The organism is Biostraticola tofi, from assembly GCF_004343195.1.
Classification (GTDB): domain Bacteria; phylum Pseudomonadota; class Gammaproteobacteria; order Enterobacterales; family Enterobacteriaceae; genus Biostraticola; species Biostraticola tofi.
In genome coordinates this window covers 324,213-337,332 of record NZ_SMCR01000004.1, presented here as the reverse complement: position 1 = coordinate 337,332, position 13,120 = coordinate 324,213, and the positions used below count along the sequence as shown (strand labels likewise).

The following is a 13,120-nucleotide window of genomic DNA, read 5'->3' as shown; positions in this document are numbered from 1 at the left end:
GCAGGCCTTCACGCACCGCTACTGTTGATAGTCGACCAGCGTCAACGGCGTTTCATCGCGCGCCGGCAACGATATTGAATTGCTTAAGTTGGGCCTGCATGGGCAGGAGACAGAGAAAGCATCCGGCGCGACCTTCAGTGCCATGCCGGATATTTATCAGGCATCCGGGGTGAACAGTTTATTAATGAAATTGGTAGCCGTTCTGATGCCTGCGACAGTAATGGTATGCGACACGTTTTCTTCAAGGCTGAGTTCGACCTTAACCCCTGCTGCACATAGTGCCTCAGCCGCTTTTTGACTTTCAGTCCAGCCGATCACCGGATCGGATTTACCATGAATCAGTAATGCCGTAGAACCTGTGATGGGCTGCAATGGCTGCGGGGATGCAAGTCGGCCCGAGAAAGCCACAACGCCCGCAAGCGGATAGTCTCCCCGAACTAACGCATCCATAGCCATTATCGCCCCCTGGGAAAAGCCTGCCAGCACAACGCGATCCTTAACAGGATTTATGCCCCGCTCCCTGAAAAGGTCAGTTAACGTTGCATCAAATGCTTCACGGGCCGCTGCTATACGCACCGGACGGCTCTCTTCAGTAATACCACTCACACTGAACCACTGAAAGCCTGGGCCCATATCAAAGGCCGACGGGCCATCCGGTAAAGCGATGAAGGCATGGGGCATCGCCTGCTGCCAGTGTTCCGCCACCGCCTGCAAATCACTGCCCCGGCTGCCCACACCGTGTAACAGGACAATCAGATCCCTGTTCATCATTTTTCCTCTATAGCGTAAGCATGCATATCAGGCCCTTCGGGCACGATACCGGCAGGGTTCAGGGCGCGAATTGAATAGTACCCCTGTTTGATATGGTCAATATTCACCGTGCTGCTGATACCGGGTATCGCCAGAACCCGACGGGTGTAACGGTCAAGATGAGCGTATTCCCTGAGCTGGCAAAGATTGCACTTGAACAGGCCATAATAAGCCGCGTCAAAACGGATCAGCGTGACAAACAGGCGAATATCAGCTTCGGTAAATATATCACCACATAAAAAATCTCGTCCGTCAGCAAACCGGAGTTCCAGCTTATCCAGCATACCGAACACATCCTTTACGGCTTCAGCGTAGCTGACCTGCGTGGTGGCAAAACCCGCACGGTAGACGCCGTTATTCAGTAAGGGATAGATTTCGGCGTTCAGGCTGTCAATTTCGCTCTGAAGTGACGGTGGACAAAGGTCAATGTCGGTTCGGGCGAGTTCGCCAAACCCGCTGTTAAACATACGCACGATATCGGCAGACTCATTGTTGACGATCGTGTGGGTTTTCTTGTCCCATAACACCGGAACCGTTGCCCGCCCGGTAAATGTGTCATCTGCCAGGGTGTAAAGCTGATGTATCCATTCAGCATTATTCAGCGTATCCCGGTCAGCGCCCGGATAGTCACCAAAATGCCAGCCTTCATCCAGCAGCCAGGGTTCGACAACCGATACGCTGACCACGTCTTCCAGTCCCTTCAGTTTACGGGCAATCAGCGTGCGGGAAGCCCAGGGACAAATCAACGCCACGTAAAGGTGGTAACGCCCGGGCTCTGCGATGAAGCCCGCTTCACCGGTGATACCTGCAGCGCCGTCTGGCGTTACCCAGTGGCGAAAACTTGAGGTCTGACGCACAAAGCCGCCTTTTTCATCGGTAGCCTGCACCGGATGCCATTCTGCCGTCCACTTCCCGTTAACCAGCATGGTGCCTTCCTCAGCCTTTGAATGGAGTGGGTTTTAACGCGTATTTACCATCACCGGTTAAGGCGAGCACAATCAGGCCAACAATCCAGAACGCAGGAAATTCCCAGCCGCCGTTCGGGTTAGTGAAGAAAAAGCCCGCCGGGCCATGTACCGTGGCGATAGCACCCAGTAGAACAGGGATCAGCACTACGGCAACCACGCGGGTATAAACGCCAAGGATCAGGGCAATGGCACCGACAAGCTCAACGGTCATCGTCAGGTAGGCAAGACCGCCGGGCAGCCCCAGGGAAGCAAAAAATGTCGAGGTGCCCGCTGGCGTAAAGACAAAAAACTTCAGGCTGAAATGTGCCAGAAACAGAATGCCTAAAGCCAGGCGCATGATGAGTGCTGCATAAGGTGTGGTGCGTTGATCGAACATAGTATATTCCTCTCGTTAGTTAGTGAGAGAAAGATACTACTTTTCTGATGTGGTGATTATCCTGCCAGAAAGAGCATATTTATTTCCAAAATGGAAATTATAGCCAGTTCTCTTCCCACTTTGGCTGGCCGGCAAATGACTCAGCCAGAAAATCGATGAATGCCCGGGAACGCTGCGCAAGATATTTCGCCGGCGGGTAAATAGCATAGAGGCCGAGCGGCGGGGCCTCATAACGGGAAAGCACCGGTACAACCGACCCGCTCTGCAGTGCTTCGCCAGCCACAAAAGCAGGCAGTCGCGCGATGCCCAATCCTTCAAGAGCTGCACGCAGGCACACTTCCGCGTTGGAGAACTTCATTCGCCCCCGGACTGGCTGTACATGCAGCGCCCGTTTTTCGTCGAGGAATGGCCAGACAAAGGGATCCCTGAAGTTGGTGTCCACTATGCAATCATGTTGAGATAGCTGGTCCCAGTGTGACGGGCTGCCTTTCTGCTGCAGGTAAGCTTTTGACGCGACCATTACGATGCGTATATTGCAGAGCTTACGTGCTATCAGGTTGCTGTCAGTGAGATTGCCGATACGCAGCGTCAAGTCGAAACCCTCGTTAACAACATTAACCAGGCGGTCAGCAAAGCTAACATCCAGCTCAATATCAGGATAACGGCGGGCAAAAGCAATCAGATGGCCGGTGAGCTGGGTCGAACCGAAGGTGACCGGGGCCGAGATCCTTAGTAAGCCAGAGGGGGTTTTAGAGGCGTTAAGAACGTCATCATTCAGCGCATCATATTCTGCCAGCAAGGGGCGAATACGTTCGTAATAGGCCAGACCAACTTCAGTGGGTTTTAAGGACCGGGTGCTACGGCTGAACAGGCTGACGGCCAGTTCATTCTCAAGTCGGGTGATCAGTTTGGATGCCTGGCCGTGGCTGGTCGACAGCCTTTGTGCGGCGGCGGTAAAACTGCCTGTTTCCATCACGGCAATAAACATGCGATCGCAGTCAAGTCTTTCCATCTTCCTATCCGCTGGGCGTCAAAATTCTGTCAGCTACCATAACAAATTAATAGGCAGGTCCTACAAAAAAGAGCTTAACAAATATAGTGTTTATAAAACCTGGCCAGTGCGCCTGTTTATCTCGTTACTTACTTAAGTAATTGAGGGTAGTTATATAAAGTAACCTGCATTTAATGATATATGACAGGCATTATGCATGGCTGGCAACTTACCACAGCGTACCCCCGAAGAACGCCTGCAAGCCCGGGTCGCTGAATGCCTTTTATCCGGTACATGCCGCGGTGCGGGAGGATTCAACGGGCACGTAATTGAACGCGGCAAAAGACACACTACGGCGCATATTTCATGCAGGCGTGCGTATATTCAGGGACATTCGTAATGCTGAAGCGCCTACCGGCGAGCAATGTTTCTCTTGCCCGGTTAAGGTAATCATGCCCGTCTCTATTTTAATTCCACTTTTCACCTGTTTTTATACAAAATTGTCAGGCGTGATATGTGCCTTTCTGTTTAGCCGTGTGCGCTGCCAGCACGTCCATTAATGCAGGAGACAGACAGTCATAGGTTTCCAGACCAAGCTTGTTCAGGCTGCTTCTCACCTCATTCATCTGTGATACCGGAGCACCACTTTCAATAATTGAAGAAACAAAGGCCGCGAATGCAGGAGCCGACCAGCCTGACTGTTCAGAAAGCTCAGTATGTACGAAATCCAGACCGTGGAAAGCATGGTCTTTATTTTCGATACGACCATACATGTGCACACCACATTCTTTACAGGCGTGACGCTGAATAGTAGCGCTTTCATCAACAATCTTGATTTTTTCCGGATTGGCAATAACACTCACTTTTTCGCGCGGAACTACCGCGATTATCGCGAAAGTCGCACCTGCAGGTTTCCAGCATTTGCTGCATCCACAGGCATGATTGTGCATCGTTTGGGCCTGAACGATAACTTCGACTGGATGACGGGCGCAATGACACTTCAATGTCCCACCAGAAAAGTTTTCGTCCGTTGGTTTGAAACCATGATTAATTGCAGGATGCAGGTTGATATGAGCCATGGCAGTTTCCTTATTGATAATATAAGAACGTGCTGCCGAATATAAGCCAGCACGCTTCAGCTCTGGGATAAAAGCGATTAGTAATGAATGACGGTACGGATTGATTTGCCCTCATGCATCAGATCAAAGGCGTCGTTAATCTTTTCCAGCTCCATGGTGTGTGTCACGAAAGGCTCAAGTTCGATGTCGCCTTTCATCGCGGCTTCAACCATGCCCGGCAACTGAGTTCTGCCTTTAACACCACCAAATGCGGAACCTTTCCACTGACGACCTGTGACCAGCTGGAATGGACGTGTTGAAATCTCTTTCCCTGCGCCGGCCACGCCGATAATCACGGACTGGCCCCAGCCGCGATGAGAACTTTCCAGCGCAGCCCGCATTACATTGACGTTACCGATACACTCAAACGAATGGTCAACACCCCATCCGGTCATTTCAATAATCACTTCCTGAATAGGCTTGTCGAAGTCGTTTGGATTCAGGCATTCAGTGGCACCGAATTTCCTGGCCAACTCGAATTTAGCCGGGTTGGTATCAATGGCAATGATGCGACCGGCTTTAGCCTGACGAGCACCCTGCAGGGCAGCCAGGCCGATACCACCTAAACCGAAGATGGCAACTGAATCGCCTTCCTGAACTTTTGCGGTGTTGTGAACCGCGCCGATACCAGTTGTGACACCACAACCAAGCAGGCATACGTGTTCGTGGTTGGCTTCCGGATTAATCTTCGCCAAAGAGACTTCTGCAACGACGGTATATTCACTAAAGGTTGAACAGCCCATGTAGTGGAAAATTGGCTGACCGTTATAGGAGAAACGTGTGGTGCCATCAGGCATTAGACCTTTACCCTGTGTAGCGCGAACGGCGACACAGAGGTTGGTTTTTCCTGATTTACAGAACAGACATTCTCCACATTCAGCAGTGTAGAGAGGGATAACGTGATCGCCAGGCACGACACTGGTCACCCCTTCCCCGACTTCTACCACCACGCCCGCGCCTTCATGACCCAGTACGGCCGGGAAAATACCTTCCGGATCGTCACCAGACAGCGTAAAGGCATCGGTGTGACAAACGCCGGTATGGGTAATTTTAACTAATACTTCACCAGCGCGAGGTGGCTCAACGTCTATTTCTACGATCTCGAGCGGCTTACCTGGACCAAATGCAACTGCGGCACGTGATTTCATAGGGGGTCCTTTAAAGGTTTAGGCACAGACAGGCTGCTTCTGCATCCTGTCCAGGATATTGATTAATTAGCGCAGATACGTCCGTATCAGTGAAACGGCGTCATCAATTGATGCATCTCTCGATTCTGCTGTGGAATTAACGCTGTTGAATTCTTCCCGCAGGTGACTTTCCAACACTCCCGCCATCAGACCGTTTACTGCGCCCCGTATAGCAGAAATTTGTTGAAGCACCGGACTACAGTCATCCCCACGTTCCAGGGCCAATTCCAGTGCTTCCAGTTGACCGCGTACACGTTTGACGCGAGCAAGGACTTTCTTCTTTTCTTCTGGTGTATGTGGCATAGGCGTTCACCTCATGGATAGTGGGAGGGAGTATACCTTTATACTGTAGGGGGGTATAGTATATTTACATTTCAATAAGATGAAAAAGTCTACTAGACACGTGCCTGTAAATTAATTTCTCTTAAGAAACAATCAGGAAATTTATTTGAACTGTCATTTACGGGCGCCATTTAGTAATGGCATGTGATTATTATATAAACAAATACGAGAAAAAGGATAATTGCGGAGTCAGGCGAACTGACGGGCTTCCGCGTTTCTGATGCGTCAGGGTGTTAGTAAGTCCGCTACACTGGTCCACCGGCGACGGTCTGTGCCTGCTGTCAAAACGCCTTGAGCGCGGGCGCTTTGCCTGGCCTTCGGCCCGGGAGGGTAAGGTGTTCCTTACCCCGGCGCAACTGGCAATGTTGCTCGAAGGCATCGACTGGAGGCAACCTAAAAGGCTTGTTAACTCCCTGTCTAAATTATAAAAATCGCTATCCCGGTACTATGCCGGGCATTTGAAATATCAACCTACCGACAATATTCATCCCCTTACACAGCAGTTGGCCGAACAGGGCCGGGTTATCCTGGCCCTGCGAGAGTCCCTGGACGAACGCGAACGCGAAATCGGCCGGTTGTGGGTGTATGTGCGCGACGATCGCAATGCCGGCTCGTCACAGCCGCCGGCGGTATGGTTCACTTACTCGCCGGACCGTAAGGGTATCCATCCACAGTCCCAGCTGGCCGGGTTCAGCGGTGTGCTGCAAGCTGATGCATATGCCGGCTTTAACGACCTGTATCACCCTGAACGTGAGGTCGGGGCCATCCGGGAAGCGGCCTGCATGGCGCATGATGGACGCTTACGTTTAACAGGCCTTTGATTCTTGATAAATGCCTGTATATCACACGCAGCGTTAATTTAAACATTGTGTTGGCCTAAGGCGATAAAAGCTCTAAATTATTCAACATATTGTTTAATTATGGTGCTTGCGTTATGACTGGTAACCGACCGGATGAGTCTTATGAGGAAGATGTGCTGCGTATACTCGCCGCAGCCGTCCGTGCTATTGGCAGCATCATTTCATCTAATACGGAGATTGTTCTTCATGACCTCCGCAGGCCGGAATATTCCATTGCTGAAATCGTGAATGCGCACGTTACCGGGCGGCGTCAGGGCGATTCCATACTTTCCGGCATGCGCACTGACAAAGCGTTTATCAGCGCGATGGAGGAAAGCCGGGAAGCCGTAACGCTTCTGACCGATTACGAGACGTTCAGCCGCTCAGGCGCACCCCTGCGGAGCAGCACGGCCATCTATCGGGGACGTAATGCACGGCCCTTTGCCGCACTCTGCATTAATGTTGACGATGAAAATATCCGTAAGGCCCTCAGCGTACTGCAGAATCTGACCGCCGCTATGCCATCACAACGTGAAGAGGCCATCCCGCAGGAGGAAAGCGGTGTGTCGCCCGACAACATTGAAGATCTGATGCGCGATATTATCAGCAGCGCCACGGCCCTCAGCCCTGGCGCCGGAAGAGCCGACGGTAAAAGGGCTAAACTTCTCGCCGTGCAGCAGATGCAGGAAAAAGGCATTTTCCTGATGAAAGGCGGCGTTGAAAAAGCGGCGGCGGCCCTCGGCGTCACCCGCTACACCATCTACAACTACCTTGATGAACTGAAAAATGCTGAATGACGGGTCACCCCTCTCAGCGCTGGATAACCGATGAAAAGATATCCCGGCTCGCTGCCATTTCCGTTTGCCCGTGCGGTGGAAGCCAACGGCTTTCTGTTTCTGTCCGGTCAGATGTCCATGAATGCGCAGGGCGAACCCGTACGCGGTACCATCGAAGAACAGACGCGAACCATTCTGCAGAACATAGCCGACACGCTTGAAGCCTGCGGGTCATCGGTCAGTCAGGTCGTGAAGGCCACCGTCTGGCTGTCTGATATAGCGCACTTTCAGGCGTTTAATGACGCCTGGCGGACAGGCTTCCCTGACGGCTTTCCGGCCCGCACTACCGTCGTCAGCCAGCTGGCATTCGGCCTCGATGTTGAAGTTGAAGTGATGGCGCTGGCCTGACGTTCATTTTACCGGAGTAAACCCATGACACTGAGTATCTGTACCCCGCTGCTTGAATCCCTCCCGCTGGGTCAGCTTAACGACACACGCGTATGGCTGAAAATGGAGGCGCTGCAGCCTTCCGGGTCGTTTAAAATCCGCGGCATCGGCTATGCCTGTGAACAGCATTTTTCCCGCGGTGCCCGCCGTTTTATCTCATCCTCCGGCGGCAACGCAGGCCTGGCGGTGGCCTATGCGGGTCGCCGGCTGGGTGTACCCGTCATCGTGGTGGTACCTGAAACCACGCCGGAGCGCGGCCGCCATCTGCTGCAGTGTGAGGGAGCAGAGGTTATCGTTCACGGAAAAATGTGGTCTGAAGCCAACGAGCTGGCGCTGTCGCTGCTGACCGGCGAAGACGCCTTTCTGCATCCTTTTGATGATCCGCTTCTCTGGGAGGGGCATGCCTCCATGATCGATGAGGTGGTCGCCGCAGGCGTCCGGCCGGATGCTGTAGTGCTTTCGGTGGGCGGCGGCGGGCTGCTGGCCGGCGTTGACGAAGGGCTGCGCCGCAATGGGCTTGCGGACGTGCCGATTTATGCCGCTGAAACGGAAGGTATGGCTTCCTATGCCGCCGCGCTGGACGCGGGCGGTCCGACGGAAGTTCCCGTACTGACGGGCGTGGCAACTTCACTTGGTGCCTGTCAGGTGTGCCTTCGGGCGTTCAGGCTTGCCAGTGAAAGAACTGTTGTACCGGTGCAGGTGACCGACGGCGAGGCGGTAAACGCCTGTCTGACATTCCTGGACGACAATCGGGTTCTGATCGAGCCCGCCTGCGGCGCGGCGCTGGCTCTGCTTTATGGCAAAAAAATTCCTGCCGACAGCCATAAAAACTTTTTGGTGATTGTGTGTGGCGGATCGACGGCCACCATCGACTCTCTTAAAGGTTTTACCGGCTGATTACTGCGGCAGGTTCCGCATTACCGGACCGCTCCTCCCTCAACCTTAAGCAAAATCCTGTCTGTCCGGCGGCCAGCCCTCCGACCGGGGAACCATCGTCCCGGGGAGGGACGCGTGGTCTTTGAGCCGCTACGCCTGCCAACGCCGGTGACCGCAGAGGATTTTGCCCGGGGCGTGTCAGAACTGGTTAACCAGGCGCTGCCCCGCCATCATCAGGAGGAAGGGGGCAGCCGTATGATCACGTGGGGCGATTTGCCCGCGTATGCCTGCGGCGGCACGCATGTGCTGCTGACATCCGACGTGGGCGAGGTTCAGATAACGCTGTAAAGGAGAAGAAAGGACATCTCTCGGTACAGTATAAGTTGGCTGAACGGTAAAAACGTAACTAAATACTGCGGTGATAACGTCCGCTTCTGGCTGTGAGTTCATCAGTAACCCGTTTCAGTTCCTTCTGGAGCCGTCGGATCTCAACCTGAGCATCAGACTGTTCTTGGTTTTCTGTCGCGGCCGGACTATCCTTTATTACCCGCTCTGTTTATTTATCTCAGATAATATCGGGCCGTCCTGCCATCCTACCAGCGTAGTCCTGCATCGCAGTGCGGATATGTTCGCAGAGAAGCCGCACGCGCTTCGTCTGCCGTGTCTCACTGTGGGTCAGCAGCCAGACGTCGCCAATGCGCGCGACCGGTCCTCCGGGTACACGGGCGAGCACCGGATCGACATCGCCGAGAAAACAGGGCAGAAGTGTGATGCCCATGGCCGCGCGCGCCGCCTCAAACTGAGAGCGCATTTCCGCGAAGCGGATTGGCGTGGCTGTCATCCTGATCCCCCCTTCAGGCAGCCATTCGGACGGAACGGCCTCGCCGGGTCCCAGCAACCAGGGTATAGACCCTGAAGGGGCTGCTAAAAGAGTTAAATGGCCGTAGTATCCCGTATAAAACTCACACAGTTTCATGCCGTAAAGATTGCCTGGCGGCGTGGTATCCCCTGTGACCACGCGAAGGGCGACATCCGCCTCACGGTTGCCCAGATTGGCGATGGTGCCCGACGCGATAATCTCCAGCGCAATATCCGGGTAAGCATGCATAAAACCCGCCAGCGTAGGCATCAGCAGGTCGGTTGCAAAAGAGATGGGAAGCGTAAACCTCAAAGGCCCGGAAACACGCTGATCCCTGCCGAAAACTCTTGCTTCAATCTGAGATGACGCTGTCGCCATCTGCCCGGCAAGTTCGACGATGTCGGTGCCCGCGTCCGTCAGCCGGTAGCCGGTTGCCAGCTTTTCAAACAGCTTGCTATTAAGCTTGTTTTCCAGCCGACCAATGCCGCGAATGATGGTGGCGTGGTTGACGCCCAGCGCGTCAGCGGCCGCGCGTACCGTACCGCCTTCCGCCACGGCAAGAAACATGCGAAGTTCATCCCAGTGGTCCATTGGTGCGTTTTCTCACAAGTATTGTGCAATTTTCGCCAGTTTAATTCTGGCTCAGCCTCAATCATACTGAAAATTCGATAGCCATGGTGCATTTTTTCACCTGGCAGACAATCGACCTGTCAATGAATTCAATGTAAGTGAGGAAACTATGGGCAAACTGGACTCTAAAATTGCTGTTGTGACCGGCGGCTCCAGCGGGATCGGTTATGCGATCGCCAGGCGCTTCATCCAGGAAGGGGCGACGGTTTATATCGCTGGCCGCAGACTGGCTGAGCTTGAAGCGGCGGCGGCTAAGCTGGGTAAACAGGCGAAAGCGATCCAGACCGACATCGCCTCCCCCGACAGTCTGGACCGGCTGTTTACCACGGTGCAGCAGGAAGAAGGTGGGCTTGACATCCTCGTTGCCAATGCCGGCGTCATTGCATCGTCGGCAATCGGTGAAGTGACGGAGCAGCATTATGACCAGATGTTCGACATCAACGTTAGAGGCACATTCTTTACCCTGCAGAGAGCGCTTCCGGCGATGCGCGAAGGGGGTTCGATTATTCTCGTCTCATCCTGCCTGGCGACAAAAGGGCTGCCGGGCCACAGCGTCTACAATGCCACCAAGGCTGCGGTGCGCTCCCTGGTACGGACCGCGGCGGCGGAACTGAAAGCACGGCATATCCGGGTGAATACGCTGAGTCCCGGCCCTGTCGATACGCCTATTATTGACGGGCAGGTTGGAACGCCGCAGGAGGCCGAAGCCTTTCGTCAACAGGCCGCGGCCATGGTGCCCCTCGGGCGTTTAGGACAGCCGGATGAACTGGCCGCCGCCGCTCTTTTTCTCGCATCGGAAGAAAGCAGTTTCTCCACCGGAACCGATCTTGTCGTCGACGGCGGCATGACACAGCTGTAAGGAAGTTATCAATGAAAAGACTGGCAGGAAAAACGGCTATTGTTACCGGCGCTTCAAAAGGGATCGGAGCGGGCATCGCCCGGGAACTGGCGCGCCAGGGGGCGCGGGTGGTGGTGAACTCTGCGTCTGATCGTAGCGGAGCCGATAAGGTTGTCGCAGCCATTGAGGCAGAGGGCGGCCAGGCGATTGCCGTTCAGGCCAGCGTAGCAATTGCGGCTGATGTAAAGAGGCTGTTTGCCGAAACCAGGCGTGCATACGGGGAACCTGATATTCTTGTGAACAACGCCGCAGTCTACTCCGCTACCAAAGGCGCTCTCGATGCTCTGACCAGGGTGCTTGCAGCTGAACTTGGTTCACGAGGCATCAGAGTCAATACCCTGGCGCCAGGAGGGACCCATACCGAAGGCATTATCAGTGCCGGATTTATTGGCAGCCCGTTCGAAACTGACATGATCGAACGCACGCCGCTCGGCAGGCTGGACCAGCCGCAGGATATTGCGAAGGTGGCGGCATTGGCAATTCAGCGGGCTTTTTCATCTGTCCCTCTGTCCAACAGGGCATAGCGCGCCAAGAGTTGTTTCAGGTGCTGCGCGGTCTGCGCACGTAACGCGACCGGGTCAGGTTTGTCAGCCGGCTGGTGCGCCAACTGGCGCAGTTGCTCTTCGACCGGTACTGTTTGGTTAAACGCCTGGGTGATAGCAAATACCTGCGATTTCAGCTCGCTGACCGTCATGTATTTCCCCTTCTGACCGTCCAGATGATTCAACTGATCAGCCAGCTGTTGCAGTTGCGTGATACCACGCTGCCAGCCTCCCAGACTGTCCGGGGAAGCGGCGGAAGCTTCCAGCTGTCGTTGCCATTGCTGCGAAACAGCCTCAGCCACTGCAGTGTCGGGCCACAACATCTGCACCTGGCGAACCAGCGCCGTACCCTGTGCCAGTGGCCAGTCCGGCGACATCGCGGCCAGCTGTTCCAATTGCTGTTGGGTCTGCTTTATCCATTGCGTATTTTCTTTCAGCCACGGCGGGCTATGCTGATGCAACGTCAGCAAAGCCTCTTCCGACAGTGGAGCGGGCAGCTGCGCCACTGACGCCATCAGCGCTTTCTGCTGTGGGTGGTCGGTCAGGATGGTGTGCCCCCAGCACAACAGACCGCCCGTCAGTAACATGGTCAGCATCCCTGCAACAAACGATCTCCAGGGTTTTCTTGCCCGGGCAGGAACCACGTTAATCCAGGACTCCGGCGCAGGCTGCACCACATACACCCACCGGTGCGATGGGTCCCCTTCATTTTCCCGTAGCGCGATCGCCGCCGGTATCAGAATCTCAGGCGATGGGGAGGGGCTCTCGGCATCGCTGGTGTTGTTTTCCAGGCGAACTGCCGCAATGTGAAACTGCTGGCGGAGGGCATCCAGGCCCGTTTGATGCTTCAATTCCAGACGCTGCAGAGCTTCATTGATGGCTGTAAGGCTTTTTTCAGCCTGATACAGAGCGCCCAAATCGCTGTAAACCAGCGCCTGCGTACGCTGGAATTGCTGCAGACGCCGACTCAGCCCTGCCAGTATTTCGATGCGCGCATGGACCGGCTGCGGCCACAGGTTTCCCCATTGACCAATCAGCAGAGCTTCCAGAATGAAGAGCCCTTCGTTTAAACCGTGCAGTCCCGCAATGTGGGTGCGGGCCAGCGTGTACCGGGCAGCAGTCTGAAGTTCGACGCCGTTATGTTCAAACAGACTGAGACAGAGTTTTTCCACATTTCGCCAGTTGACATCCGGGCGCGCCGGATGCGTCAGTTTCCCCATTTCATCCCGCAGCGCGGTGAAGTCAGTGAACGACCGGGGATCCCCTCCCGTCCGGATATATCGTGGTTCAGTGCTTTGCATTGTGGCGTTATCCCCGAACATGCAGGTAAATAAAAAAGACCCAGATCCTTATAACAACCCTCCTGCCCGTTAAGGCAGCAAGGGGCACTTCCACACACCCCGTCACGCTCTGCCCGTATAAAAATACCGCAGTGAATTTCACCCCCCGATTTTCATCATG

At 54.5% G+C, this 13,120-nt stretch carries 15 protein-coding genes and 2 pseudogenes; 8 read left to right on the top strand and 9 right to left on the bottom strand.

Annotation, left to right across the window (positions count from 1 at the left end; translation table 11 throughout):
• Positions 1-156 precede the first annotated feature (156 nt).
• The 7 genes from EDC52_RS11375 to frmR form a co-directional block, all read right to left on the bottom strand.
• Positions 157-768, bottom strand: a complete 612-nt coding sequence (locus EDC52_RS11375; RefSeq protein ID WP_131865514.1) for an alpha/beta hydrolase — start codon at positions 766-768, stop codon at positions 157-159.
• Positions 768-1,736: a glutathione S-transferase family protein gene (locus tag EDC52_RS11370; protein WP_131865437.1), complete on the bottom strand. Its 969-nt coding sequence runs from the start codon at positions 1,734-1,736 to the stop codon at positions 768-770. Before EDC52_RS11370 ends, EDC52_RS11375 begins: the two co-directional genes overlap by 1 nt.
• A 10-nt stretch (positions 1,737-1,746) precedes the next feature.
• Complete coding sequence (locus EDC52_RS11365; protein WP_131865436.1) at positions 1,747-2,154, bottom strand: DoxX family protein; 408 nt, start codon at positions 2,152-2,154, stop codon at positions 1,747-1,749.
• A gap of 97 nt (positions 2,155-2,251) precedes the next feature.
• A complete protein-coding gene (locus EDC52_RS11360) occupies positions 2,252-3,166 on the bottom strand; it encodes a LysR family transcriptional regulator (RefSeq protein WP_131865435.1) in 915 nt (304 codons plus the stop codon).
• A gap of 482 nt (positions 3,167-3,648) precedes the next feature.
• Complete coding sequence (gfa, locus tag EDC52_RS11355) at positions 3,649-4,224, bottom strand: S-(hydroxymethyl)glutathione synthase (RefSeq protein WP_131865434.1); 576 nt, start codon at positions 4,222-4,224, stop codon at positions 3,649-3,651.
• Between the two features lie 77 nt (positions 4,225-4,301).
• Entirely contained in the window at positions 4,302-5,411 is a 1,110-nt protein-coding gene (locus tag EDC52_RS11350; protein WP_131865433.1) for an S-(hydroxymethyl)glutathione dehydrogenase/class III alcohol dehydrogenase, read from the bottom strand.
• Positions 5,412-5,477: 66 nt separating this feature from the next.
• On the bottom strand, positions 5,478-5,753 hold the full coding sequence (gene frmR, locus EDC52_RS11345) for a formaldehyde-responsive transcriptional repressor FrmR (protein ID WP_131865432.1): 276 nt from the start codon (positions 5,751-5,753) through the stop codon (positions 5,478-5,480).
• A gap of 290 nt (positions 5,754-6,043) precedes the next feature.
• Between frmR and tnpB the strand changes: the two are divergent.
• The 6 genes and pseudogenes from tnpB to EDC52_RS11315 all read left to right on the top strand — a co-directional run.
• Positions 6,044-6,220, top strand: a pseudogene (tnpB, locus tag EDC52_RS11340) (IS66 family insertion sequence element accessory protein TnpB); the annotation flags it as partial.
• A gap of 98 nt (positions 6,221-6,318) precedes the next feature.
• Positions 6,319-6,592: pseudogene (locus EDC52_RS11335) on the top strand (IS66 family transposase); the annotation flags it as partial.
• A gap of 134 nt (positions 6,593-6,726) precedes the next feature.
• Positions 6,727-7,428, top strand: coding sequence for a helix-turn-helix transcriptional regulator (locus EDC52_RS11330; RefSeq protein ID WP_131865430.1), 702 nt, complete (start codon positions 6,727-6,729; stop codon positions 7,426-7,428).
• 30 nt (positions 7,429-7,458) lie between these two features.
• Positions 7,459-7,815, top strand: a complete 357-nt coding sequence (locus EDC52_RS11325) for a RidA family protein (protein ID WP_131865429.1) — start codon at positions 7,459-7,461, stop codon at positions 7,813-7,815.
• A 24-nt stretch (positions 7,816-7,839) separates the two neighbouring features.
• Positions 7,840-8,751, top strand: coding sequence for a pyridoxal-phosphate dependent enzyme (locus EDC52_RS11320; protein WP_131865428.1), 912 nt, complete (start codon positions 7,840-7,842; stop codon positions 8,749-8,751).
• Between the two features lie 114 nt (positions 8,752-8,865).
• Positions 8,866-9,078, top strand: a complete 213-nt coding sequence (locus EDC52_RS11315) for a hypothetical protein (RefSeq protein ID WP_131865427.1) — start codon at positions 8,866-8,868, stop codon at positions 9,076-9,078.
• A gap of 217 nt (positions 9,079-9,295) precedes the next feature.
• Here EDC52_RS11315 and EDC52_RS11310 read toward each other — a convergent pair whose 3' ends face one another.
• Positions 9,296-10,180: a LysR family transcriptional regulator gene (locus EDC52_RS11310; RefSeq protein ID WP_131865426.1), complete on the bottom strand. Its 885-nt coding sequence runs from the start codon at positions 10,178-10,180 to the stop codon at positions 9,296-9,298.
• Positions 10,181-10,328: 148 nt separating this feature from the next.
• On the opposite strand from EDC52_RS11310, the gene EDC52_RS11305 reads away from it, so the two are divergent.
• Together EDC52_RS11305 and EDC52_RS11300 are read left to right on the top strand one after the other, a co-directional pair.
• A complete protein-coding gene (locus tag EDC52_RS11305) occupies positions 10,329-11,078 on the top strand; it encodes an SDR family NAD(P)-dependent oxidoreductase (RefSeq protein WP_131865425.1) in 750 nt (249 codons plus the stop codon).
• A gap of 11 nt (positions 11,079-11,089) precedes the next feature.
• Complete coding sequence (locus EDC52_RS11300; RefSeq protein ID WP_131865424.1) at positions 11,090-11,641, top strand: SDR family NAD(P)-dependent oxidoreductase; 552 nt, start codon at positions 11,090-11,092, stop codon at positions 11,639-11,641.
• Here the strand turns inward: EDC52_RS11300 and EDC52_RS11295 are convergent.
• The gene (locus EDC52_RS11295) at positions 11,599-12,960 is read right to left on the bottom strand and encodes a VasL domain-containing protein (protein WP_131865423.1); all 1,362 of its coding nucleotides are present in this window, start codon (positions 12,958-12,960) and stop codon (positions 11,599-11,601) included. The genes EDC52_RS11300 and EDC52_RS11295 overlap by 43 nt on opposite strands.
• Between the last annotated feature and the right edge of the window lie 160 nt (positions 12,961-13,120).